A 26,304-nucleotide genomic window follows, 5' to 3' on the forward strand; every position below is an offset into this window, starting at 1 on the left:
CCTATGTTATTTGTTCAGAGAAGCCTTCACGAAGTCACGGAACAGTGGCTGCGGACGGTTCGGACGGGATGTGAACTCTGGATGGAACTGTGTCGCTACATACCATGGATGTTCTGGAACTTCCACGATTTCAACCAGACGACCATCTGGCGTTGTACCCGCAAAACGCAAGCCCATTTGCGCCAATTGATCACGATATTCGTTGTTCACTTCATAACGATGACGATGACGTTCATAAACCAAGGTGCTTCCGTATGCTGCCTCAGTCAGCGTGCCTTCTTCCACTTTGGTTGGACCGAGACCCAGACGCATGGTACCGCCCTTGTCCTCGATATCTTTTTGCTCTGGCAAGAGGTCAATCACCGGATACGCTGTATTCGGGTTGATCTCGGAGCTGTTTGCGCCATCCATACCCGCTACGTGGCGAGCGAACTCGATCACAGCGATTTGCATACCCAGGCAAATTCCGAGGAATGGTACTTTATTTTCACGAGCATAGCGCGTAGCGATGATTTTACCTTCGATACCACGATCGCCAAAGCCGCCTGGTACGAGGATACCATTTACATCACCGAGCAGTTCGCCAACATTCTCTGGCGTAACTTCTTCCGCGTGCACCCATTTGATTTCTACTTTGGAGTCGTTCGCATAGCCACCATGGTACAGCGCTTCTGCTACGGACAAGTAAGCATCATGCAGTTCTACATATTTACCAACGATTGCAATGGTAGTCGTTTTGGACAGGTTTTTGATTTTTGTTACGAGCGATTTCCACTCTGTCATATCCGCATCCTGGCAAGTCAGACCCAAGTGGCGGCATACGTAATCGTCCAATCCCTGTGCTTGCAATTGCAGTGGTACATCGTAAAGGCTATCAGCATCTACACATTCCACTACCGCGTTTTTATCGATATCACAGAACAGAGCCAGTTTGTCTTTCATTTCTTGCGTCATTGGTTGCTCGGTACGTGTCACGATCACATTTGGTTGAATACCCAAGCTGCGCAGTTCTTTCACGCTGTGTTGCGTAGGCTTGGTTTTCATTTCACCTGCTGCCTTGATGTATGGTACCAGGGTTACGTGAATGTACATGACGTTTTCACGACCGATGTCACTTTTGATCTGGCGGATGGATTCAAGGAATGGCAAGCTCTCGATATCCCCAACAGTTCCACCGATCTCGGTAATCACTACATCTGCCCCGGTTTCGCGACCTGCACGGAAAATGCGATCTTTGATTTCGTTCGTGATGTGTGGAATAACTTGAACGGTTCCTCCCAAATAGTCGCCACGGCGTTCTTTGGCGATGACAGTCGAGTAAATTCTACCAGTTGTCATATTGGAGTTAGCGCTCAGGTTGATATCGATAAAGCGCTCATAGTGGCCCAAGTCCAGGTCTGTTTCCGCACCATCGTCCGTTACGAAAACTTCCCCGTGTTGATACGGACTCATCGTTCCCGGGTCAACGTTGATGTATGGGTCACACTTCTGGATGGTTACCTTCAGACCCCTATTTTTTAAGAGTCGGCCCAGAGAAGCCGCTGTAATTCCTTTTCCCAACGAGGATACAACCCCGCCTGTCACAAAAATATACTTCGTCATCGTTACGTCCCCTCTTTCCCTCACCCTTAAGTTGTTATAAAAAATCGAATGAAGACGGCTCCAAAAAAAAAGAAAAACAAAAGCGAGTCCTATCCCGTAAAGAAATGGGGTAGGGGCACTTTTGTTTTATAGTTTCCCATATTTGATCCTTCTTCATGTGAAGCCCAAGGAGTATTTTATCTGTCCCTCAAGCGGAAGTCAAGGACCTATTTCTCGTCTTCGTCGTCGAGCTCTTCGTCGGATTCCTCTTCCTCAAGCTCTTCGTCCTCTTCGAACATCTCATCCTCTTCGTCTTCGAGTTCTTCCTCGTCGATTTCTCCATCGATTTCTTCTTCTTCGATTTCAGAATCTTCGTCGACGAATTCCTCTTCGTCCTCAAAGATGACAACATCGTCGTCTTCGTATTCTTCGACACTTTCGTCTTCGGTATCGTAATCGTCGAAGTCGTCTTCCGTGACGATTTTCTTCTTCTTCGTTCCGCCACCCTCTTGAGTTTCCTCCACGGTGTCAGTTGGGTACCAACGTTTCAATCCCCATACATTGTCACCAAGGCATACGAAACGACCATCAATGTTAATTTCTGTGTATACTTGCGCGATGATTGCCATGAGTTGTTCATCTGTCAGCTTGCGTACTGCAACCAGTTCATTCATCAGCTCGCGGAAGTTGTAAGTGCGGTTAGTTTGACGCAAAATTTCATACGCAATGTCAACTAACGCCATCTCACTCAGTTTCTCGGAATCAATATGAGCAAACAATTGACTCACTCAGGGCACGTCCTTTCCATATGAAAACGATTGATTTGAATACTGACCCGGTGCCCTTTTCGGGGGACGCAGGCCTGTATAAGTCATTCATAAATGATATCGATTTCTTTGATTGTACATCGTACAACATAAGAAGGCTATCATACAGTATTCCTTATTTTAGACGAAAATGCAAGGCTTTCAAACGGGGGCCGCCTAATTCTTGTCGACATCAAAACCAAAGACATCCCTCGGCAATCGCTACCGAGGGATTTGTCTTACATATTTCTGCGGTATTGGCCGCCCACTTCATACAAGGCAGCACTGATTTGTCCAAGCGATGCTACTTTTACCGTCTCCATCAGCTCGGCAAAGATGTTCTCTCCCGCCATAGCCACTTCCTGCAAGCGCCGCAATGCAGCCGCAGACACATCCTTGTGGCGCTCCTGGAATGCACGGAGATTTATGATTTGCTGTTCTTTTTCCTCTTCGGTCGCACGAGCCAATTCAATCTCGTAATCGTCCTCAGATGCATTCGGATTGATAAACGTGTTCACCCCAATAATCGGCAGTTCACCCGTATGCTTTTTCATCTCGTAATACATAGACTCGTCTTGAATTTTGCCGCGCTGGTATTGAGTCTCCATCGCCCCGAGCACACCACCGCGAGAACTAATCCGCTCAAACTCTTGCATAACTGCCTCTTCTACCAGATCAGTCAACTCGTCGATGATGAATGCCCCTTGAAGTGGGTTCTCATTTTTCGCGAGGCCCATTTCCTTATTGATGATCATCTGAATTGCCATTGCACGCCGCACAGAGTTCTCTGTTGGGGTCGTAATCGCTTCGTCGTATGCATTCGTATGGAGAGAATTACAGTTGTCGTAAATGGCAATCAAGGCCTGCAAGGTCGTTCTGATGTCGTTGAAATCCATCTCCTGCGCGTGCAAGGAACGTCCAGATGTCTGGATGTGGTACTTCAGCTTTTGGCTTCGGTCATTTGCACCATAACGATTTTTCATCACTGTTGCCCAAATACGGCGAGCCACACGTCCAATCACGGTGTATTCCGGATCGAGACCATTGGAGAAGAAGAAGGACAGGTTAGGCGCAAAGTCATCGATGTTCATGCCGCGGCTCAAATAGTACTCGACATAGGTAAATCCGTTAGACAGCGTAAACGCAAGCTGCGTAATCGGATTCGCCCCCGCTTCCGCAATATGGTAGCCGGAAATGGACACAGAGTAGTAGTTCCGCACTTTCTGGTCGATAAAATACTGCTGGATATCCCCCATCATCCGCAAGGCAAATTCTGTCGAGAAGATGCACGTGTTTTGCCCCTGATCTTCTTTCAAAATATCTGCCTGAACGGTTCCACGAACAGTCGACAGCGTGTACGCTCTGATCTGCTTTGCTTCGTCCTCGGTAGGCTGACGCCCTTCTTTTTGGACAAAAGCATCCAGCTGCTGCTCAATCGCCGTATTCATGAACATGGCCAAAATCATGGGCGCAGGACCGTTGATCGTCATGGACACAGAGGTGCTAGGTGCACAAAGGTCAAAGCCGGCGTACAGCTTTTTCATGTCATCCAAGGTGCAAATGCTGACCCCACTCGTACCGATTTTTCCGTAAATATCCGGGCGGTAGTCAGGGTCCTCACCATACAGCGTTACCGAGTCAAAAGCCGTACTGAGTCGCTTCGCTTCATCATTTTGAGACAGGAAGTGAAATCGTCTGTTCGTCCGCTCTGGAGTACCTTCGCCTGCAAATTGTCGCTTGGGATCTTCTCCCTCGCGTTTAAACGGAAATACTCCTGCGGTGTACGGGAATTCCCCTGGAACATTTTCTTTTAACGACCACTTTAAAATTTCACCCCAATCTTCGTAATCAGGGACGGCTACTTTTGAAATGCGTGTACCGGACAAAGATACGCTGAACAGCTGGGTAACCAATTCCTTGTCGCGAATTTTCGTAACGAATTGATCCTTCCGATACGCTTCCTTCAGCTTCGGCCAATTTTCGAGAATACGTCGGCACTCTGGATGCAGCTTTTCTTCAAAGAGAACAATTTGTTTATCGAGTACCGCCGCCAGCTCGGCAGCGGCAGAATCTCCAGAGGCAAGTACGGTCTCCTTTGCACCCTGCAATTGGAACAGCTTGCGGGCAATCAACGACTGCTCTTCGGCATAGGCACGGTATTGGCGGACGGTGTTGGCAATGTCCTGCAAATAATTGATTCTCTCTGTCGGAATCAACGAAGTTTTATGAATCTTCACAGGAGTCGTATCCAAATGCTCTACAGACCAATCAACGCCAGTTTTTTCTACAATTCGATGCATCAGGGCAGCAAACAACACATTCGTTCCCGGATCGTTGAATTGGCTCGCAATCGTACCATAGACAGGAACCTTCTCATCCGGTAGCTCAAAAAGCTGATGATTGCGTCTATATTGCTTGCGAACCTCGCGAAGAGCATCCTCTGAGCCTTTGCGCTCAAATTTGTTGATCGCGATCACATCAGCGAAGTCGAGCATATCAATCTTTTCCAGCTGAGATGGTGCCCCGAATTCACTGGTCATGACGTACATGGAGACGTCGCACACTTCTGTGACCTGCGCATCCCCCTGACCAATCCCGCTCGTTTCCACAATAATCAGATCAAAATGGGCAGAACGCGTTACTTGAATGGCGTCTTTTAATGCAGCAGACAGCTCCATGCCTGATTTGCGAGTAGCGAGACTGCGCATGTAAACACGTGGTGTCGAATTAGCATTCATGCGGATGCGGTCGCCAAGTAACGCTCCACCTGATTTTTGCTTGGATGGATCGACAGACAAGATCGCAACCGTCTTCTCGGGATAAACGCGAATAAATCGACGAACAAGCTCATCAGTTAATGAGCTTTTTCCTGCTCCACCCGTACCTGTAATCCCTAATACCGGTATGGTTGAATCAGCTTCCACTAAGCTTTCTCGGAGAGGTTCTGTCCATACAGGCTGGTCCACTGCATACTCCGCAACGGAAATAAGCCGGGCAATCGCCTGATGGTTTTGCTCGCGCAAGCCTGCTACTTCTTCCTCCAGCTGCTTAACGGTTGGGAAGTCGCTACGTCTGATCATGTCGTTGATCATGCCCTGCAAGCCCAATCGTCTGCCGTCATCTGGCGAGTAAATTTTACAGACTCCGTACTCTTCCAATTCCCTTATCTCGCGTGGAACGATAACGCCGCCACCGCCACCAAAAACACGGATGTGCTCTGCTCCCCGCTCGCGTAATAGATCAATTACGTATTTGAAATACTCCACATGACCGCCTTGGTAGGAACTAATGGCAATCCCTTGCACATCCTCCTGGACAGCGGCTGTTACAATATCGTCAACAGAGCGGTTGTGTCCGAGATGGATAACCTCTACTCCCGACGATTGTAAAATACGGCGCATGATATTAATCGAGGCGTCATGACCATCATACAGACTGGCTGCGGTCACAAAGCGAACCTTGTTTTGCGGACGATACACTTCCGTTTCCATCGTTCCACTCTCCTTTTTATACGTTTAAAAAGGAGGAAAAACAGGGCCAAGCAGATCAAGGCGCAGTAGACGCGAAGTATGCTTGGCACCCTATGTTTTCCAGACTTTTCAAACTCTCTTCTTAATCGGAGACACTGATTTCGCGAAGCAACAGGGCAATTTGCTTCTCTGTGTACTCCTCAATGGTATAGTGCTTTTTCAATGCCCAGCGGCGGAAGACCCACATTTCGCCCAGCACCATGATATTGTCCGCCATCAGCTTGACGTTCTTTTCGTCAATGCGCAACGAACCATCGGCAATCCCTTTTTCCAGGATTTCGACGAAAATATGCGAAATGGCTTCTTCACGCCCCAATACATAGCGGAGTGTTTCTTTTGGCAATGATTTGGCTTCCTGATAAATAAGCAAAACGCGGTCACTCATCTGATCCATCACGCGGATCAGACTTTTAAGTGCTACCTTTAATGTTTTCAAGCCAGTTCCGTTGAAGTTGATCGCTTCACGCAAGCGCGTCTCCATCTCCGCATGAATGGCATCGCAAACAAGATAGAGAACGTCTTCTTTTGACTCGATATACTCGTACAACGTACCAATACTAAATCCAGACGCCCGGGCAATCTCCCTTGTCGTCGTTTTATGAAAACCTTTATTAACGAAGAGATGAACGGCAGCCTCAATAATCTGCTCTCGTCTTCTTTCGATCAGTTTTGGGTCCTTTACCAGGGACGGTATCGTTTTTCTCTTGTCAGACACTCCAAATCCACCTTTCCAACCGACTGAGCGTTTGGTCAGACGCCTCATAGAAAAGAAGGCGCAAACACTCTACTTTTGTATCATCGCTGATCATTATACGCGAGTAAGAGCACAAAGCCAAACTTTTCTTTTCTATGTGTGTAATCGTGTTGGAAGACGGGATAGCTTCCTACTCTTTTAGCAGGAAATTGCTGATCACGACACGTTGGATTTCATTTGTTCCTTCATAGATTTGTGTAATTTTGGCATCACGCATAAAGCGCTCCACAGGATACTCCCGGGTGTAGCCGTAACCTCCGAAAACTTGAACAGCCTCGGTTGTCACTTCCATTGCTGTATCTCCTGCAAATACTTTGGACATCGCAGATGCTTTGCCATATGGTAGACCTTGATCCTCCAGCCACGCTGCTTGGTAAGTGAGCAAACGGGATGCCTCGATCTTGGTTGCCATGTCTGCCAGCTTGAACTGGATTGCCTGCAAGGAAGCGATTGGTTTGCCGAACTGACTGCGTTCTTTGGCATAATTCCGTGCATGCTCGTACGCCCCTTGTGCAATTCCCAATGCTTGAGCGGCGATACCGTTTCTTCCACCGTCCAATGTCATCATCGCGATCTTGAAGCCTTGGCCTTCTTCGCCCAGTCTATTTTCTACCGGTACGCGCACATCTTCAAAGTTGACCGCAAGTGTTGGCGAGGAACGGATACCCAGTTTTTTCTCCTTTTTCCCCATCGTGAAGCCATCCATACCTTTTTCAACGATAAAAGCCGTGATGCCCTTATGATTCAATTCTGGTTGAGTGACCGCAAATACGATGTAGATTTCTGCTTCACCTGCATTGGTAATGAAGATTTTGGTGCCATTTAAAATGTAGTGATCGCCATCGCGTACGGCTGTCGTGCGCATTCCAGCAGAATCAGAGCCAGACCCCGCTTCGGTCAAACAGTACGCGCCCATCTTCTTGCCTTCTGCTAATGGACGCAAAAACGTTTGCTTTTGCTCCTCTGTCCCAAATTTGTAAATCGGCCAGCTCGCCAAGGAAACATGTGCAGACAGTGTTACACCGATGGAGGCATCCACACGGGAGAGTTCTTCCACTGCAATGACGTAGCTCAGGTAATCTGCACCTGCTCCGCCGTATTGCTCCGGCCAAGGAATCCCTGTCAGTCCAAGCTCAGCCATTTGCTCAAAAATGGAACGATCAAAGCACTCTTCTTCATCGCGCTCGGCTGCTGTCGGAGCTACTTGATTCTCTGCAAAGTCGCGAATCATTTTGCGCATCATGTCATGTTCTTCCGTCAGTTGGAAATTCATATGGCTCACTCCCCCATGTGCTTTTCATTTTTCTATTAATCAGCAAGCAAATGCTTGGCGATAACGATTCGCTGAATTTCGTTGGTGCCCTCATAGATTTGCGTTACTTTCGCATCCCGGAATAGACGCTCAACCGGATATTCTCTGGTGTAGCCATAGCCACCGAAGATTTGTACCGCTTCTGTGGCGAGCTCCATCGCAGAGTCTGTGGCAAAGCGTTTTGCCATCGAGGCTTCCATTCCACAAGCAATTCCTTGACTGCGCAGCCACGCCGCTCGGTATACCAGCAATCGGGCTACTTCTGCTTTCGTCGCCATGTCAGCCAGCTTGAAAGCGATGGCTTGCTGCTTGGCAATCGATTGTCCGAACTGCTTACGTTCCTGCGCGTACTCTGTCGCGTATTGGACTGCGGCCTCGCAAATACCAAGCGCTTGTGCAGCAATCCCGATGCGACCGGAATCCAGATTCGCCATCGCGATACAGAAGCCTTCCCCTTCCTGTCCAAGCAGGTTGGCAGCCGCTACACGGGCATTGTCGAATACGAGCTCTGTTGTATAGGAACCGTGAAGTCCCATCTTCTTTTCCTTTTTCCCAACCGTGAAGCCCGGCGTATCCTTGTCTACGATAAAGGCCGATATTCCCTTGGGTCCTTTTGTCGAGTCAGTAACGGCAAAGGCGATATACGTATCTGCCTCCCCGCCGTTCGTGATGAACACCTTGTTTCCGTTCAGGATGTATTCATCGCCTTTTTTCACTGCTGTGGTTCGGATACTACTCGCATCAGAACCTGCATGCGGCTCAGTCAAGGCAAAAGCTCCGAGGTATTCCCCACTCGCAAGCTTGGTCACGTATTTGCGTTTTTGCTCCTCGGTACCGAAGTAGAGAATCGGGTTCGTCCCGACGGAGGTATGCACGGACAAAATGACACCTACTGTCGCACTCACCTTAGAAATCTCGTGAATGGCCAAAATGTAGGAAATAAAGTCCGCTCCCGCTCCTCCCCACTCTTCGGCAATCGGAATGCCCATGAGCCCCATTTCGCCCATCTTTTTGAGGATCTGACGTGGGAACTGGTCCGTCTCCTCCATCACCGGGACGAATGGTGCGATCTCTTTCTGGGCAAAGTCTCGCACCATGCGGCGCATCATCTCTTGCTCTTCGTTCAATCGAAAATCCATGTCCGTCCTACCTTTCTGCGAAATCTTCGGTTAGCTGTACACGTAGAAACCACGACCGGATTTTTTGCCTAGCCATCCTGCTTTTACGTACTTGCGCAGCAATGGGCATGGGCGGTATTTCGAATCACCGAACCCTTCGTGCAGTACTTCCATAATGTAGAGGCAAGTATCCAGCCCGATGAAATCAGCCAGTTGAAGCGGTCCCATCGGATGGTTCATGCCCAGCTTCATCACTTCATCGATCGCTTCCGGTGTTGCAACTCCTTCGTACACGCAATAAATCGCTTCATTCAACATGGGCATCAGTACCCGATTGGACACAAAACCTGGGAAATCGTTGACGCTCACGGGTACCTTGCTCATTTGTTTAGACAAATCTTCTGTCAGCTGATAGACCTCATCGGACGTTTGCAGCCCACGGATGATCTCAACCAGCTTCATCACTGGAACGGGGTTCATGAAATGCATCCCGATTACTTTTTCCGGCCGCTTTGTAACTGCCGCAATCTCAGTAATCGGCAGCGAGGATGTATTGCTCGCGAGCACCGTATGCGGCGGACATACTTCATCCAGCTTGGAAAAGATTTGCGTTTTGACCGCCATGTTTTCTGTCACCGCTTCTACCACAAAATCTGCTTCAGACGCATCTGCCAGATCAGTAGACAGTGTTAAACGGCCGAGAATCGCTTCCTTTTCTGCTTCGCTGAGCTTGCCTTTTTCCACGTTGCGCGACAAGTTTTTCGTAATCGTGGCCAGACCGCGCTCTACAAATGCTTGCTGGACGTCGTTCAGAAAAACGCGAAAGCCAGCCTGCGCCGCTACTTGAGCAATCCCGCTGCCCATTTGTCCTGCCCCGATGACCATAATCGTTTGTACGTTCATGCAAAAAGGCCTCCCTTAGTCTACTTTAATCAAGATGGCGTCACCCTGTGCGGCACCGCTGCAAATTGCCGCGATCCCTAAGCCGCCGCCTCGTCTTTTCAATTCATAGGCGAGGTGCATAATGATCCGAGCGCCACTCGCGCCAATCGGGTGTCCGAACGCAATCGCTCCCCCGTTTACATTCACTTTCTCTGCGTCCCAGCCAACGATTTTGCCACTGGTCAAAATTACCGCGGCAAATGCTTCGTTTACCTCAAATAGATCGATCTCCGAAAGCGAGACACCTGTCTTTTCCAAGAGCTTGTTGATCGCAAGCCCCGGAGTTGTCGCGATATAAGGAGCCTCTGCGCCGACCGCAGCGTGTCCCAGTATCGTCGCAAGCGGCTTGATGCCCAGCTGTTGTGCTTTCGCTTCTGACATCAGCACCATTGCTGCCGCTCCGTCGTTGATTCCCGGTGCATTGCCTGCCGTGATTGTTCCGTCCTTTTTGTACACGGGTGGCAGCTTCGCCAATCCTTCCTCGGTGGTATCCGGACGTGGTCCTTCATCGACGGTTACTTGCAGCGGCTCCCCTTTTCTTTGCGGAATGGAAACCGAGACAAGCTCGTCGGCAAAAAGTCCTTTTTCCATTGCTTGTGCGGCTCTCTGCTGGCTGCGCAGCGCCCACGCATCCTGCTCTTCTCGCGTAATCCCGTTCTCTTCCGCCACATTGCTGCCGTGAACAGCCATCGCCACTTGATGAAACGGGCAAGTGAGGCCGTCGTACATCATGAGATCACGTACGGTCGAATCTCCCATCCGCATTCCGTTACGTGCATCTGGCAATGCATACGGTGCGTTGCTCATGCTCTCCATGCCGCCAGCGACGATGATTTCTCCGTCCCCGGCCCGAATGATCTGGTCCCCCATCGTCACTGCACGCATCCCGGACGCGCATACTTTGTTGATCGTCTCACTCGCTACATTCCACGGCAAACCAGCTTTGCGAGCTGCCTGGCGTGAGGGCACCTGACCCGCACCTGCCTGCAAGACCATACCCATGATCACTTCGTCCACCTGATCGCCGGAAATGCCAGCGCGCTCAACGGCTTCCTTGATTACAATGGAGCCGAGCTCTACTGCCGACAGCGCTTTCAAAGAGCCACCAAACTTACCAAAAGGGGTACGCGCTGCCCCTACAATGACCGTTTTCATCGAATGCCCTCCATTCGGATGATGTTTCACATTAATAAAAACTAAATTGATCGAGCGTTCGTTCATTTTGCATACTTTTATTTTGCCGTCTTCCGTACGAATAGTCAATCAATAATGAAAAAAAGAACAGCCTGACTTTTGTGAGAGTCAGGCTGTTGTTGCTACTTCTGCGGTCTCCATCTTATTTTCCAGATACCCTGGTCGTCTTGCCGCATGATATATCCCGTTGTCTCGTGGCCTTTATCCTTGTACTCAGTCCAGACGATTGTTTCGTCGTCTTTATGTTCAACCCAAATTTTGCTCCCCAGCTCAATCATTTTTTTATTACTTCTCCACAAATTTCGTTCTCCAACTGGATTTTTCTTCACTTCTTCCAAATATTGCTCGAATCTCGGCTTCTCCACGCCTTCATCCACGATACGCAAGGCGTACTGCATTTCGAGCTGTCCATCTTGCACTGCTCTTACATAAAGCTTCACAATGTCAGTCGGGGACAGCCCACGCAATAGTTCATCCTTTTTTTCATACATGTAATTGTAATAACGATCCTCTTCCTCAGGCTTTAAATCGAATATGGACGGAGCAGGAGGTGTTTGTATGCCATCCTGGGGAACATCTACGACATTCTCAGTAACGGTACCGTTACTATTCAGTTTGAAAAGATAGACCTCTTTGCCTTGGACATAGCTTATGGTATACCAATAAAGCTTTTTATCCTTCCATCCAACTAACATCGCCAAGCCCACGTCTCTTTTTAGCAGAGCCTCCGTATCGATCATTGTCCACTCTTTTTGCTGATATCCTTTTTTTGCGAGAATCGAATAGCCCCAGTACTCTTCTGTGCCATCGTCCCCGCTTCCGCCATAATTGTCTACAACTGTGTAAGGGAACGAAATCTTGGCCTTGATTTGGTCTTGTGTCATCCCAACACGCAAGACATCGATGATCTCATCTACCGTTCCCATAATCACCTGATCATCAGAAGCTGGGTGAGCTTTTGGATCAGGCTTTTGATGGGTCCCTGGCTCGGCAGACGTTCCCTTCGGCGTATGTGTACTCGTCGTGCTTTCCTTTTGCAGTATATAAGGGGTAAACCCGATGACAAGCGCAACCGCAACAAGTGCTGCACTTACAGGGTAGATGAAACGAAACCTTTTCTTGCCCTTCTTCTCGATATTCATGCGAATCCGCTCCTCCAAGCCAGTCGTATCGTCCATTCCGCGCAACAGTGTCCGGTCAGCCGTTTCCTTGAATTCCGCCAGCAATTTATCCAGATTCATTCGATCCCCTCCTTTTCCAGGAGCACTTTGAGCTTCTGGCGTGCGCGGTGCATTTTCGTATAAATCGCTCCTGCGGACGTGTCCAAAATGACTGCGATCTCCTCTACGGACAACTCCTCGTAGTAGTGAAGGACAATCAACTGACGATAGCTATGCGGCAGCTTCATGACCAGACGGGCAAAACGGGCGCGAAGATCATTTTGCAAAACAGCCGACTCTGCCCCCTCGACTACCTCTATGTCCACTTCCGATTTGAAAAACAGGTGACGGAACGACCACGAGCGCAGATGTTTTTTCGCTTCGTTGACAGCGATTCGGTACACCCATGTCTGCATCGAGCTCTCTTGTCGGAATTTCCCCAAGTTTTTGTAAGCTATCAGGAACACTTCCTGTGTGATATCCTCTGCCAGACTGCGGTCCTTGACCATCAAATACACGAGTCGCAGCACCTTTTTCAAATAGTGCCGGATCAATTCATCAAATAATGCTTCCTTTGTTTTGGTTAAGCTTCTCTCTGTAAGCTCCAGCTTCCTCACTCCCTTCCCACTCTTTTTGATTCAGCTGGCTCCATTATCTTACAGTTTTTTTGCAAAAAAATAATGCGCAAGCCTCGTCGCTTGATTAGCACCGAGACTTGCGCATGATATGAACCTAGATGGCGTCTGCGAGAATTTCTGCGACGTCGCGTGTTTTGACGTGATCTTCCTGCTCTTTGGTCTTGATTCCATCGTTCATCATCGTCAGGCAGTATGGGCATGCACTCGCGATTTCCGTGGGGTTAACCTCCAGAGCTTGCTCCGTACGTGTGACGTTGACACGAGAGCCCTCATGTTCCTCCATCCACATCAAGCCGCCGCCCGCTCCGCAGCACATACTGTCGCAGCCGCTGCGCTTCATTTCGACCACCTCTACGCCAGGGATGGCTTCGAGGATCACGCGTGGCTTGTCGTAAATTTCGTTGTAGCGGCCCAAGTAGCAGGAATCGTGGTAGGTGATGCGCTCCTTGACTTCCTTGGTTGGCTTCAATTTGCCTTCCTTCACCCACTCCGCCAACAGCTCAGAGTGGTGGTACACCTCTGCCTTCAACCCAAACTCCGGATATTCGTTCTTAAACGTATTGAACGCATGCGGGTCGCAGGTGACGATTTTTTTGACTTCATACGCTTCAAACAGGGCGATATTTTCCTGGGCGAGCTGCTGGAACAAGAATTCGTTACCAATACGGCGAGCCGTATCGCCAGAGTTCTTTTCCTCGTTGCCCAAAATGGCGAACTTCACACCTGCTTCGTGCATGAGCTTCACAAATGCCTGCGAAATTTTTTGGCTGCGCAAGTCAAATGATCCCATCGAGCCTACCCAGAACAAGTACTCGAATTCCTCGACCTGCTTCACAGTTGGCACCTCGTACTCACCGTTCAGACCTTCAATCCATTTCGTCCGGTCTTTGCGGTTGATTCCCCACGGGTTGCCTTGGCGCTCGATATTGTTCAAGGCGCGCTGCGCTTCTGCTGGCATGCTTCCTTCTGTCATGACCAGGTAGCGGCGCATATCGATGATTTTATCTACGTGCTCGTTCATTACCGGACATTGGTCCTCACAGTTGCGACAGGTCGTACAAGCCCACAGCTCCTGTTCGGTAATGACATCGCCGATCAAGCTTTTCTCATAGACCGCGGTTGCTCCTTCCGCCGTCGCTGCTACTTCAGATGCTTGGAACGCAATTTGATTGGCAGTCGTCTGTGAAAAAGCGAAGCTCGGCATCCATGGTGTACGCGATGTCACCGAAGCACCTTTTTCGGTCAAATGGTCGCGCATTTTCGTAATCAGATCCATCGGGGAGAGCATTTTTCCCGTTCCAGAGGCCGGGCACATATTTGTGCAGCGACCGCACTCCACACAAGCATACAGGTCGATGAGCTGCGTTTGTGTAAAATCCTCGATCTTGCCGACACCGAATTCTTCCTGTGTCTCGTCCTCGAAGTTAATGCTGGTCAGCTTGCCTGGCGGGTCCAGCTTTTTGAACCACACATTGACAGGCGCAAACAGCAAATGCGCGTGCTTGGACTGCGGCACGTAAACCGCAAAGCCGAGCAAGATGATCAGATGCAGCCACCAGAAAACGTAAAAGCCTACCACTGCACCCGTTGTCCCTACTCCAATCGCAGATAATACGATCGCAAAAACAGAAGAGATCGGAGCGAACGCCGATGGCTCATGTCCGAGCCAAATTTGTTCAAAAGCGAGCGAGAGCAAGACAGTCGCCATCAGAGAGGAGATCAGCAAGAGAACAATCCCTGACTTGAAGCCGCGCTTCAGACGCTTGAGCTTTTCGATATAGCGGCGGTAAAAAGCGTAGCCGACCGCAGCCAAAATGAGAAACGTGGTGATCTCCTGCATGACAGAGAAGTATTTGTGAGCGCTGCCAAAAGGAAGCTCGTAGCCTTTCGAAAGCCCTTTGATAATCAGCTCGATGGCTCCGAATTGCAGGGTGATAAAACCGTAAAACATCACGACGTGCATCACGCCGCTCTTCTTGTCCTTCAGCAGCTTCTTGTGGAAAATGACGTTGTCCAGCATCAGATTGATGCGTGCCCCAAAGTCATTTTTCACATCCGGCTTTTTCCCCAGCTTGATAAACAAGTATCTGCTGTACACGACATGTCCGGCTAAATAAAGCCCGTAAGCAAGAACCAGGAAGAAGGCGATCAAATTAATGAGTGCCAGCATGTTTTCTACTCCCCTCTATTGCGAGTTTGTCTTTGGACGTGGAAATCGTTTTTTCTATCTTATCAGAATCATGGAAATAAATGAATGAGTATTCAGTCAGTCTGTTTATTTTTTTCGAAAAATGAAACGATACTGAGCGACCGCTCATAATGGGTACAACTCGATCTTAACACACAAGTTGCGAATCATCCATCCTCTTCGAAGAGTTGGAAATATTCTTACGAAAAAAACAGCTACCTTTATACCGGTAGCTGTTGATCCTACTTATTTTCCTGAAGCTTCCTTGGTCTCGGCAGTGGTGTGCTCTTTCTTGGACTTTTGCTCCGAGCGTACGTCCGCGAGTGATTTGACCTTGGTTGCCTTGATGCGCTTGTTGCGCGGCAGATCAGTCGGCTCCAGATTGTCTACCTCGTCTTGCATGAGTGCTGCGATACCAACAGCTTTGCCTTTTGCAGCCTTACAGTATTCGCAGTTTTCTTCATCATGCTCGTGGTATTGCTTCGGCTCTGGATAGGACGTGATAACGCCTTCAAAATTACGCAGGACGACTTTATCGGACGCTTGCGAAATGATGTAATTCGGGCTGACAGGAATTTTACCGCCGCCGTGTGGAGCGTCTACTACAAAGGTCGGAACTGCATAGCCGGAAGTATGGCCGCGCAGGTGCTCAATGATTTCGATACCTTTGCTGACAGGTGCGCGGAAGTGTCCGATTCCCTCTGACAGGTCGCATTGATAGATGTAATACGGGCGAACGCGGATTTTCACCAGATCCTGCACCAGCTTTTTCATCGTATTCGCGCAATCGTTGATACCGGCCAAAATAACTGCCTGGTTGCCGAGCGGAACACCAGCATTGGCGAGCATCTCGCATGCCAGCTTTGCTTCCGGTGTAATTTCTTTTGGATGGTTGAAGTGTGTATTAAGCCAAACCGGATGGTATTTTTTCAGGATATTGCACAGGTTTTCAGTAATGCGTTGCGGGAATACAACAGGTGCACGCGTTCCGATCCGAATAATTTCAACATGCGGGATATCGCGCAGACTGCTGATGATGTACTCCAGTACGCGGTCATTGATCAACAGACCGTCTCCACCGGAGAGCAATACATCGCGGACTTCTGGTCTTGAGCGAATATAATCGATACAGGCATCCAACTGTTTCTTTGGCACGCCCATGCCGATCTGGCCAGAAAAGCGACGACGCGTACAGTAACGGCAATACATGGAGCATTGGTTCGTCACCAGGAAAAGCACGCGATCTGGATAACGATGCGTCAGACCAGGTACAGGAGAATCGGTATCCTCGTGGAGCGGGTCTTCCATGTCGTATTTGGTACGAACCATCTCAGAGGACAAAGGTACAGACTGCATGCGAACCGGATCGCTTGGATCGTCTGGATCCATTAGATGAGCATAGTACGGTGTGATGTTGAGTGGAATCGTTTGCGTAGAAATACGTACGCCCTCTTCCTCTTCCGGTGTCAGGTTGATTACCTGCTTCAAATCATCGACCGTCTTGATGGTGTGCGTAAGCTGCCACATCCAGTCATTCCATTGCTCGTCCGTGACATCCTTCCAAAGTTCTATCGAACGCCAATCGCGTTTTGTCGCTACTGTCATGTGCATCCCGTCTCCTCTCGTCTTATGGTGAACCTCTTCGCTTCACTCAATTAACAAGAGATGCAAGTGCCATGCCAACAAATCAAAAGATTTAGAAAATAAGGAATAGAGCGTTTTGTGAGCGCTTCTTATCCATTTGATCCTTCGCGAGTCTGCCGAATTTTCGGCACTCAACAGGGAGGGATCATCCGCTGCGAGAGCTTGTATTGCAGCGTCTGTCTTGGGATGCCCAAGAGCTTGGCGGCGCGAAGTACATTGCCGTCCGTTTGCTGCATCGCCTCTTTGATCACCTTTTCCTCTACCTCACGCAAAATTTCAGGCAGCGTACAGCCTTCCTTGGGTAGGAGTTGAGCTGAAATTGGCGCTTCCTTTTTCTCAGGCTGCGAGCGTTCCAGCAAATGAGCCGGAAGATGATCCAACAAAATCATGTCCGACTCCACCATATTCATGGCTGCTTCTATGACATGCTCCAGTTCACGGACATTCCCCGGCCACTCATACGCAGCAAACAAACTAGCCACTTCACTGCTGATTCCACGCACATTCATACCGAAGATCTGGTTGAACTTTTCCAAGAAATGATCGATCAGCATATCCACATCTTCTCTGCGCTCTCGCAATGGAGGCAGTTCAAAAGAGACGACGTTGATCCGATAGTATAGGTCGGTTCGCATGACACCTCGTTCCACGAGTGACTGCGGTGCTTCGTTGACTGCTGCGATTACCCGTACGTCCACTTTGGTCGAATGGCTCCCACCGATCCGTCTGATCTGACCGTCCTGGAGGACTCGTAGCAGCTTTGCTTGCAAATCGAGCGGCATACTGTTTAGTTCATCCAGAAATAGAGTACCACCGTCCGCCAGCTCGAATAACCCTGGTCGATCATCGGCTCCCGTGAAGCTTCCTTTTGTCGTGCCAAACAGCAAGCTTTCGAGCAATGCGGCCGGAAGCGCGGCACAGTTTTGTGCGATGAATGGCTTACTACTGCGGACAGATGCGTGGTGAATAGATTGGACAAACAGTTCTTTTCCCGTCCCGGTTTCGCCGTATATCAACACAGGAGAACTTGTCCGGGCAGATTTTCGAGCGCGTTCTTTGAGGCGGTTCATTTTTTCACTCATCGTCAAAATATCTTCGAAATGGAAAGTTGTTTCATCTACCGCGCGTTTTGTCCGTTTCGGCTTGCTAATTTTGGCCTGAAGATCAACCAAGCGCTCCGACAGTTCTTTTAGCTTGCCGATATCCTTCGCCACCTCGACTGCACCAACTAACCGTTTGCCTACTCTCACCGGAAGTGTCGTGTTGATTGTCTCTACACGCATTCCCTTCCAATTCTTATATGTCTGTGTCTGGTTGTAGATTGATTCGCCACTATCGATAACACGAAGCAGAGTACTCGACTGTCGATCAAGTGAAGGAAAAACCTCCAACAATGGCTTTCCCAACACCTCTTCTGAGGTCAACCCATCGAGCTTGGCTGCGACGTGATTGTAGAAAATCGTAATGCCATTTGCGTCCACAACGTGAATTCCTTCATCGATAGCACCCAAGATCGCCTGCAACATTTCTACCGTATCTGACAACGGCATCCTGGCTTTCACTCCTTCCTTCCATTCATGCTGCCAAAAAATCATCACTTCGCCGAATATTCGGCACTTTTACGCTATTATCGATTACGCCCTACCTGAATGGCAAGCATAGCGGTATACAGTAAATGTCCCAATATCCAAATGAGGAACGCTGTCATACTGATCGGGGATTTACTTAACACACTAAATGGGAAAAACGCGACAGAAAAACCGAGCATCCAGTACAGCAAGTATCGTACCGATCGGGCTTTTCGTTCCCACGGGTAAAAGTGCATGAGAAAAAAGGCGACGATCACACTAATCAGCAGATGAATCAATAGTTCTACAATAGAGGGCAGGTTTTCCATACCCGGTACATAGCTGACATCAATTAAAACGGGAAAGGTATTGGTATCAAACAAACCATCCCCGAGTGCCAAAAAAGCAGCAAGACCCAGACCGGCTATTAGTCCATTTGTGAGTACAAACATGCTGTATCCCCCTCTCACTTCAGCCGCAAGTACTCCTATTGTACGTGCAAAAAACCGCCCTTGCAAAGGGCGGCTTATTTTCCTAGCTCTATTTTCAGCTCATGCTCACCAGCGTACTGCTCATTCATCCATAGCTGGTACGCGATTTCTACCTGTACAGGAACCTCTGCCTCGTAGCGAATTCGCAGCTTGTTCGTATGCGTCTCCATTGCGAACGGGCCATAGGGACTTTGATAGGTAGAATGGGTGCTGGCTCCTTTTTCGAATTGCTGCCTGGTTGAAACACCACCCTGACGGACCAGCGTAATAGACGTATCTGTCAGCTTCAGTGTCGTGCTTACTTCGCCAACGTCCTCCATCTGCTCTTTGTAGGTCAGGTACCACGCGGATGCTTTTTGTATGCGCTTGCCTTCATAGCTGTGGGTCGTTTCTTCCCAGTTGCCTTCGACATGATGCCGTGCCGTCAATTTCACTTGTATGTCTTGCATGCTGCTTCCACACTCCACTTTCTTTCGCTTCCCTTTTATCCCTACATTCTACCCTTCACCGCTCTTCTGTGGCAACCGCCGCCTCCGATTTGGCATCCGCCAGCAGGTATTTCATGGTAGCAGCAACCCCAATCGCCGCAAGCAACAGCAGACCCGCCAACACCAAGTATCCGACTCCTGCCCCCGTGTAATCGATCATCGCCGTAAACAAACCGATCAGGACCAGACGCATCATCATGCCGATGGAGTTGAAAAAGCTCATCACCCGCCCCATCTGATGCTTCGGCACAACTGTCATATAGAGCGATTGCCGAATCAATCGCACAGAAGCGTTACTCCACCCGTAAAACGTGTACGCCGCAATCAGCGCCCAGCCATACGGCAAAGCAATCATGACGACAATGGCAATCGCGAATAGCAACGTATTGCCGATCATGGCTGCCAGCTGCCCCATCTTGCGTACGACGATCGCAACGAGTAAACCTGCCGCCACAGCACCTAGCGCATACGTGACCTCTCCTAGCGAATAAACTGAGACACCCGCCTGCAACGTTTGGCTTATGTAAACCGGTTTCAATAAGTTCGTCGCCATAACAGCAATGAAGGGCATAAGTGCGGATATACCAAACAGAAGGAATCCTTTCTTTTGCCGAATGTACCGCCAGCTTTCCATCAGCTGCACCGTCCACGCGACACCCTGGTTTTGCTTCGCTTCTTTTTCCAGTGTGAAGGTATACGTCATGGTAGACAGCAGGGTAAAGGCGAACAAGTACGTAATCGCATTGAAAATAATCACCACATGCAGCCCGTAGGAGCTCAGCAAAATCCCCGCAAACGCGCCAGCAAGAACGGATGCTGTCTGTCCTTCGATCTCGAGCAGACTGTTGATGCTATTGTAGTGCTTGGGCTCAAACGTCTCCTGAACCAACGCGGATTGCGTCGGGTAATGAATCTGGTACATAAAGGTCGTCGTCAAATAGATAACAATCAACATCCACTCGGTGTAATCTCCGAAAAAGCCCCAGATCGCGAGCAGGCCAAGTACGCCAAATCCGATCAAGTTTTCGATTAGAAGCATTTTCTTGCGGGAGTAACGATCGATGAGCGTCCCGATATACGGCCCAATAAAAAACATCAGTACCGCAGAAGTAAACATGGTGGAGCCCAAAAGTTGAGCAGAGCCTGTCGTTTCCACGAGGAACCAGGCAATCCCGATCATCGTCATGCCTTGCCCAAAACCGGAGAACAAATTGGAAAAGAACAGCTTTCGAAATGGTGCGTAGGCAAATACCTCTCTCATGCAGACAACTCCTTTGTAAGAAAACCTCCGTCGACTTTTCAATCATCTCACTATTATGATTGTACTGACTATTTTATACTTTGTAAACTAAAATGTTTATTAATTTAGTTCAATCTCTCTCACCAATAGAAAAAGCCTCCGGTTCTTTTCCAAAACCGGAGGCTTACTTACGTAGATAGCTTATTTTACAAAGCTCAAGAGCAGCTCGCGAACGAATTTGGACGCCGCGATTTGCGTCATTTCACTGTGGTCATACACAGGAGCAACCTCCACCAGGTCACAACCGATGACATTCGCACCGTTGTTTGCCATGAAGTGAATCGTATCGAGCAGCTCACGAGATGTGATGCCGCCTGCTTCTGTTGTACCTGTTCCTGGAGCGTGCGCAGGGTCCAATACATCGATGTCAATCGTCAGGTAGATCGGACGGTTGCCGATGGTAGGCAGCACTTGCTTCACTGGCTCCAGTACATCGTATTTGTACAGGTGCATGTTTTCTTTTGCCCACTCAAACTCGTCCTTCATCCCGCTGCGGATTCCGAAAGAGTATACATTTTTACCGCCGATCAGGTTGCATACCTTTTTGATCGGGGTGGAGTGGGAGTATTCGTATCCCTCGTAGTTGTCACGCAGGTCTGTATGCGCGTCAAAGTGGAATACGACCATGTCCTTGTACTTTTCATAAACCGCTTGGAATACTGGCCAGGAAACCAAGTGCTCTCCGCCAAGACCCAATGGGAATTTGCCATCTGCCAATACTTTTGCCACGAATGTACGGATCGCGTCCAGACTACCTTCCACGTTTCCAAAAGGAAGTGGAATATCGCCAGCATCAAAGTATTTGATGTCTTCCAACAGCCTGTCCAAGTACGGGCTGTACTCTTCCAGTCCGATAGAAACCTCACGAATACGGGCAGGACCAAAACGAGATCCCGGGCGGAAGCTCACTGTCCAGTCCATCGGCATCCCGTAAATAACCGCTTGGCTTTCTTCGTAATTCCCGTGACTACGGATAAAGACATTTCCAGAGTATGCTTCGTCAAAACGCATAGGTGTAGTTCTCCCCCGATTAGTCGCGGGTCAGCTCAGCCACAAAGTTAGGCAGTTTGAAAGCAGCGTGGTGAACTTCCGCATTGTAGTATTTGGTGCCCAGATCTTTGATTTTGGCTGGGTCTACTTCCAACGGATCATGTTGCTTGGAAGCGATGGTGAAGCTCCACAGTCCAGATGGATAAGTAGGGATGCTGCAAGTGTAGAGACGAGTAACCGGGAAGATCGATTTCAGGTCTTTGAACACACGCTTGATCAGTTCACGGTTGAACCAAGGAGATTCCGTTTGAGCAACCATGATACCGTCTGGTTTCAAAGCATCGTGGATGCCTTGGTAGAAACCTTTTTCGAACAAACCTACAGCAGGTCCTACTGGCTCTGTAGAGTCGACCATGATCACATCGTACTCACCTTTGTGGTCATGAATATGTTTAATACCATCGATGACTTGTACATCTACACGCGGATTACCTGTCAATGCACTCGCAATCTCAGGGAAATATTTTTTGCAAGACTCAATGACGCCACCGTCGATTTCAGCCAGAACTGCTTTTTCTACAGACGCGTGCTTTACGATTTCACGAATAGCACCGCCATCGCCGCCGCCTACAACCAGAACCTTTTTCGGGTTTGGATGCGTATTCAGCGCGATATGAGAAATCATTTCATGGTAGACAAACTCATCGACATCGGTAGTCATAACCATGCCGTCGAGCACTAACATGCGACCAAACTGCTTCGTATGAATTACGTCGATTTGTTGAAACTCGGATTTCTCACTGTATAGGGTCTCTGTAATTTTCGTTGTTATCCCGTGATTTTCCGTCTGTTTTTCGGTGTACCACAATTCCATGTTCATGGCTATGTAACCTCCTTCAATTAACCGCATGAAAATACAATATAACAAGAAAATTATAGTAGCTGTCTTCCAAATTGCAAGATATTTTTCTAGCAAGGAAAGTTTAACCAGCTTACAAGCGACACATACTACTAGTAACGTAGTATGTCCTATTTTATTTATTCAACCGCAGAAAGGAGGAGAGGCACACATGGAAGTCATTCGCGAAGCCCCATTGCTGCGCTATTTGCGTTGGGCTAAGAAATTCGTAAAATTTACCATTCTCAGCCTATTATGTTTCTCTTTTGCCATCTTGCTGCTCATTTTGTACTTACGCTCACAACCACTCCCGGAAACATTTGTGAAGCAAACCACGACGATTTACGCTTCCAATGGAGAGGTTTTGGATACGATGCACCGTGGCGAGAACCGGATTTCTGTGCCGCTTGCAGAGATTTCACCAGCATTGCTTGATGCGACCATTGCTATCGAGGACCGTTCGTTCCGCGAGCATTTCGGTTTTGATTGGAAACGATTAGCCATGGCTGCTTATGTCGATGTCGTTAACATGGACATGCGTCAAGGTGCCAGTACCATCACCCAACAATTGGCGAGAAATCTATACCTCAGCTTGGACAAGACATGGGAGCGAAAAATCAAGGAAGCCCTGCTTGCGATTCAGCTTGAACTGAATTACAGCAAGGATGAAATATTAGAAATGTACGTGAATCAGATTTATTACGGTCATTCAGCCTATGGCGTACAAGCTGCTGCCCAAACCTATTTCGGCAAGGACGCCAAAGATTTGACGGTTGCAGAGAGCGCCATGCTCGCAGGCATCCCTAAGGGTCCTACTTATTATTCACCTTTTGTCGATTTGGAACGCGCCAAAGCCAGACAAAAGCTCATTTTGGATGCGATGGAGCGCGACAATCTACTGACATCGAAGGAAGCAGAGCAAGCCTACGCGGAACCAATCAAGCTGAAACAGCGAGCAAACGATAAGGTAACCGAGCCAGCTCCTTATTTCCGTGATTACATCGCTACTTTGGTAAAAAACAAATATGGCATTGACGAAGAAAAATTTATTCATGGCGGTCTAAAAATCCACACGACCCTTGATCCAGTTGTACAAAAAAAGGCCGAGGATATTGTTGCCTCCGTCTTACCGAAGAATAATCCGAATTTGCAGGTTGCCCTCGTCGCCATGGACCCTGCTACCGGCTATATCAAAGCGATGGTAGGTGGACGTGACTACAAGGCGAGTCAGTTCAATCGCGTGCTTGGCAAGCGCCAGCCCGGTTCCTCCTTCAAGCCGATCATGTATTTGTCAGCCTTGCAAAACGGCTATACACCGCTCACGTTGATGAAAAGCGAACCGACCGTTTTTACCTACGACAACAATAAGCAGTACATTCCCGGCAATTTTGGTGGAAAATATCCAAACGCACTGATCAACATGCGTGAAGCAATCAAAACCTCCGACAATATTTATGCCGTCAAGACCATTGATTTTCTCGGGCCGCAAAAAGTGGTTGATCAGGCAAAGCAATTAGGTATTACCAGCTCAATGCAAGCAGTTCCCTCTCTCGCACTAGGAACTTCACCTGTCTCTCCCTTAGAGTTAAACGCAGCTTATGCAGCAATCGTCAACAAGGGACAAGCAGTGAAGCCCATTGCGATCACTTCTATTGAGGACAGCGAGGGCAACCTTTTGGTTGAAGAAAAACCAGAGAAAACGCAGGTAGCCGATCCTGTCGCATCTGCTCTTTTAGTCAATATGATGCAAAGTGTATTTGAACAAGGCGGTACGGGATATCGCGTAGCTGGTGAAATGAACCGACCAGTAGCAGGGAAAACAGGATCTACGGATTATGACGCTTGGCTGAGCGGATTCACTCCGCAGCTGGTTTCGACCGTATGGGTAGGTTACGACAAAAATCAAAAAGTCGACGATGTAAAGGAAGGCTATCTGTCCAAAAAAATCTGGGCCCAGTTCATGGAAAGTGCGCTCAAAGGTCAGCCCCCTGCCCTCTTTGACATGCCTGCTGGTGTTGTTTCTGTCTATATCGATCCCGCTTCTAGAAAACTGGCGACCGAGCATTGTCCGAATCCACAGCTCTTTTATTTCGCCAGCGGAACAGAGCCTCAAGATTATTGCATGAATCACATCCCCAAAAATGAGACACCAACACCTTTAAAGCCGCCAGATTCTTCAACCTTTTGGCAGCGCATGGGCAGTTGGTGGAAACCAGATCACTAAAGAAAAAAGGACGTTTCTCTTAATCGAGTACGTCCTTTTTGTATGCCTATTAACCTAGCGTGTTCTGATTGTCCCCGCCGCCCACGACTCCATCTCCATCGGCAAATACATGGTCGTTGACGATCGTAATCAGACCGGCATGATCAAGCTGTTCCAGCACTTCAAACAAGCTGTCCCTTTTTCCAGCAGGGAGCTTGCGCACAAAATTGTTTATCTCGGTCGGAGTCACATGTGTGCGGAAATGGACGCCACCGTGCCTCACAAAATGATCATGCGATTGTTCATTACCACGGAGATCTTCTTCCAATGGGTACCGCCCCTTCCGTCAAACAGTTTGGTTCAATCCCCATTAGTGTTCCGCGATTTCCCAAAAACTATGATGAACGCTGACAATTATATAAGACAAACAGGGAAAGAGTGACGGCTCTCTCCCTGTTTGTTGACCAAGTGTACATGTAACACAATATGGAAATAAGTTTACCTGACTTCAATTGTGTGAACAATTGATTTCACGATTTGTTCACAGACCGTTCACGATTTCCAACTTTAGGACAAATTTCGCTTTAATTCCTCGGTAGAATTCTCATACATAGCCTCGTTATTTTCAATCAAAAGCTTTTTCAGAGCAGCTTTTTCCTTCTCGGATAGATCGGTCAGCATAATACGTCTCTTCATGGAGTAATCCATGCGATTCACGTGATCCGCCAAAATTTTGTAGCCCCTACGCGCTTCCCGATCGATTTCCATGTAGCACGCAGTCGCCCCTGCATAGTAAGGACCGGCTTCATTGCGATCGACTGTTACCCAAACGAGCCAATAAGGCTTTCCATTTGGTACTTCTTCTTTATTTGTCGTCCATTTGATGCCCTTTTCAACAGAACTTTTGGCATGTAAGGCACCCATGTCAATGTACGCTTCGTCCCCATCGATAATGACCGAGGACACAGCATTCAGGTCGAGCACACCTTGACCAAAACCGCCGTGTACATCGGTTTTTCCACTCATGATGGTAAAGCCGCCTTTTTTATTATCAAAAATATCCATTTGAATAACCTCCAGACAATCATTCTCCTTCCTTTTATTCTACTCGAAAAACGTATGATGACGCAATTTGCCTATGTGCCCAGTTATTTATCCATGGGCTTTTGGGTGTTTCGTTTTTTGTTTATGAGCTGGATGATTTTTTCGATGCCCCACATGATCAGGATCGTTACGATCGCTGTATGGACGGCCATGGCAACCTTCATGACTAACAGTTCGCCTAGCATCGTGTCAGAGGGAACAATAAACAGGTAGTACACAAAGCTGATACAAAGAACACTTAGAAAGATCAACCAGCGTCGAAAGCCTAGCGTGAAGCGAATGAAAGCACCGATGAGCAAACCAATCAAAGGCCCCGCAAACATCAATGAGAATACGAAAGGACCGAGTATGAACCAGACAATCCAATTATCATCCATTGTCTTACACCCTTTGCT

22 protein-coding genes are annotated in these 26,304 nt (G+C 48.5%); 1 reads left to right on the forward strand and 21 read right to left on the reverse strand.

Translation table 11 applies throughout. The annotated features are described in order from the left end of the window. Positions 1-6: 6 nt before the first annotated feature. From HP570_RS15170 to speE, 18 genes are all read right to left on the reverse strand, one after another. Positions 7-1,602 (reverse strand): CTP synthase, encoded by a 1,596-nt coding sequence (locus HP570_RS15170; protein WP_015893660.1) that lies wholly within the window; start codon positions 1,600-1,602, stop codon positions 7-9. A 206-nt stretch (positions 1,603-1,808) separates the two neighbouring features. Next, positions 1,809-2,369 (reverse strand): DNA-directed RNA polymerase subunit delta, encoded by a 561-nt coding sequence (gene rpoE, locus HP570_RS15175; protein ID WP_173626249.1) that lies wholly within the window; start codon positions 2,367-2,369, stop codon positions 1,809-1,811. A gap of 257 nt (positions 2,370-2,626) precedes the next feature. Then, complete coding sequence (icmF, locus tag HP570_RS15180) at positions 2,627-5,878, reverse strand: fused isobutyryl-CoA mutase/GTPase IcmF (RefSeq protein WP_173626250.1); 3,252 nt, start codon at positions 5,876-5,878, stop codon at positions 2,627-2,629. Between the two features lie 121 nt (positions 5,879-5,999). Further along, a complete protein-coding gene (locus HP570_RS15185) occupies positions 6,000-6,632 on the reverse strand; it encodes a TetR/AcrR family transcriptional regulator (RefSeq protein WP_015893663.1) in 633 nt (210 codons plus the stop codon). Positions 6,633-6,801: 169 nt separating this feature from the next. Continuing rightward, a complete protein-coding gene (locus tag HP570_RS15190) occupies positions 6,802-7,944 on the reverse strand; it encodes an acyl-CoA dehydrogenase (protein WP_015893664.1) in 1,143 nt (380 codons plus the stop codon). A 35-nt stretch (positions 7,945-7,979) separates the two neighbouring features. Further along, positions 7,980-9,122: an acyl-CoA dehydrogenase gene (locus tag HP570_RS15195; protein ID WP_173626251.1), complete on the reverse strand. Its 1,143-nt coding sequence runs from the start codon at positions 9,120-9,122 to the stop codon at positions 7,980-7,982. Positions 9,123-9,152: 30 nt separating this feature from the next. Then, positions 9,153-10,004, reverse strand: a complete 852-nt coding sequence (locus HP570_RS15200) for a 3-hydroxybutyryl-CoA dehydrogenase (RefSeq protein ID WP_015893666.1) — start codon at positions 10,002-10,004, stop codon at positions 9,153-9,155. A 15-nt stretch (positions 10,005-10,019) separates the two neighbouring features. Next, positions 10,020-11,198, reverse strand: a complete 1,179-nt coding sequence (locus HP570_RS15205; protein ID WP_015893667.1) for an acetyl-CoA C-acetyltransferase — start codon at positions 11,196-11,198, stop codon at positions 10,020-10,022. A gap of 161 nt (positions 11,199-11,359) precedes the next feature. After that, positions 11,360-12,478 (reverse strand): hypothetical protein, encoded by a 1,119-nt coding sequence (locus HP570_RS15210; RefSeq protein WP_173626252.1) that lies wholly within the window; start codon positions 12,476-12,478, stop codon positions 11,360-11,362. Then, on the reverse strand, positions 12,475-13,014 hold the full coding sequence (locus HP570_RS15215; RefSeq protein WP_173626253.1) for a sigma-70 family RNA polymerase sigma factor: 540 nt from the start codon (positions 13,012-13,014) through the stop codon (positions 12,475-12,477). The genes HP570_RS15210 and HP570_RS15215 overlap by 4 nt, the downstream gene beginning before the upstream one ends. Positions 13,015-13,129: 115 nt before the next feature. Next, on the reverse strand, positions 13,130-15,205 hold the full coding sequence (locus tag HP570_RS15220) for a heterodisulfide reductase-related iron-sulfur binding cluster (RefSeq protein WP_173626254.1): 2,076 nt from the start codon (positions 15,203-15,205) through the stop codon (positions 13,130-13,132). Between the two features lie 264 nt (positions 15,206-15,469). Then, positions 15,470-16,834, reverse strand: a complete 1,365-nt coding sequence (gene kamA, locus HP570_RS15225; protein WP_015893670.1) for a lysine 2,3-aminomutase — start codon at positions 16,832-16,834, stop codon at positions 15,470-15,472. Between the two features lie 164 nt (positions 16,835-16,998). After that, on the reverse strand, positions 16,999-18,417 hold the full coding sequence (locus tag HP570_RS15230; protein ID WP_173626255.1) for a sigma-54 interaction domain-containing protein: 1,419 nt from the start codon (positions 18,415-18,417) through the stop codon (positions 16,999-17,001). A 77-nt stretch (positions 18,418-18,494) separates the two neighbouring features. After that, on the reverse strand, positions 18,495-18,887 hold the full coding sequence (locus HP570_RS15235; RefSeq protein WP_015893672.1) for a hypothetical protein: 393 nt from the start codon (positions 18,885-18,887) through the stop codon (positions 18,495-18,497). Positions 18,888-18,961: 74 nt separating this feature from the next. Beyond that, a complete protein-coding gene (locus tag HP570_RS15240) occupies positions 18,962-19,375 on the reverse strand; it encodes a YwiB family protein (protein WP_173626256.1) in 414 nt (137 codons plus the stop codon). A 55-nt stretch (positions 19,376-19,430) separates the two neighbouring features. After that, positions 19,431-20,675 (reverse strand): MFS transporter, encoded by a 1,245-nt coding sequence (locus HP570_RS15245; protein WP_173626257.1) that lies wholly within the window; start codon positions 20,673-20,675, stop codon positions 19,431-19,433. Positions 20,676-20,855: 180 nt separating this feature from the next. Further along, the gene (speB, locus tag HP570_RS15250) at positions 20,856-21,725 is read right to left on the reverse strand and encodes an agmatinase (protein WP_064200366.1); all 870 of its coding nucleotides are present in this window, start codon (positions 21,723-21,725) and stop codon (positions 20,856-20,858) included. A 19-nt stretch (positions 21,726-21,744) separates the two neighbouring features. Next, a complete protein-coding gene (gene speE, locus HP570_RS15255) occupies positions 21,745-22,578 on the reverse strand; it encodes a polyamine aminopropyltransferase (protein ID WP_026134007.1) in 834 nt (277 codons plus the stop codon). 196 nt (positions 22,579-22,774) lie between these two features. On the opposite strand from speE, the gene HP570_RS15260 reads away from it, so the two are divergent. Next, complete coding sequence (locus tag HP570_RS15260; protein ID WP_173626258.1) at positions 22,775-24,826, forward strand: transglycosylase domain-containing protein; 2,052 nt, start codon at positions 22,775-22,777, stop codon at positions 24,824-24,826. Between the two features lie 49 nt (positions 24,827-24,875). Here the strand turns inward: HP570_RS15260 and HP570_RS15265 are convergent, their stop codons facing one another. The 3 genes from HP570_RS15265 to HP570_RS15275 all read right to left on the reverse strand — a co-directional run bounded on the left by HP570_RS15265 (position 24,876) and on the right by HP570_RS15275 (position 26,286). Continuing rightward, positions 24,876-25,133 (reverse strand): hypothetical protein, encoded by a 258-nt coding sequence (locus tag HP570_RS15265; protein WP_064200364.1) that lies wholly within the window; start codon positions 25,131-25,133, stop codon positions 24,876-24,878. Between the two features lie 239 nt (positions 25,134-25,372). Next, positions 25,373-25,870 carry a YwhD family protein gene (locus HP570_RS15270; RefSeq protein WP_173626259.1) on the reverse strand — a complete coding sequence of 166 codons (498 nt, stop codon included), beginning with the start codon at positions 25,868-25,870 and terminating at the stop codon, positions 25,373-25,375. 83 nt (positions 25,871-25,953) lie between these two features. Beyond that, entirely contained in the window at positions 25,954-26,286 is a 333-nt protein-coding gene (locus tag HP570_RS15275) for a hypothetical protein (protein ID WP_173626260.1), read from the reverse strand. Positions 26,287-26,304 lie beyond the last annotated feature (18 nt).

The sequence above is a fragment of the Brevibacillus sp. RS1.1 genome, from assembly GCF_013284365.1.
Taxonomy (GTDB): Bacteria; Bacillota; Bacilli; order Brevibacillales; family Brevibacillaceae; genus Brevibacillus; species Brevibacillus brevis_D.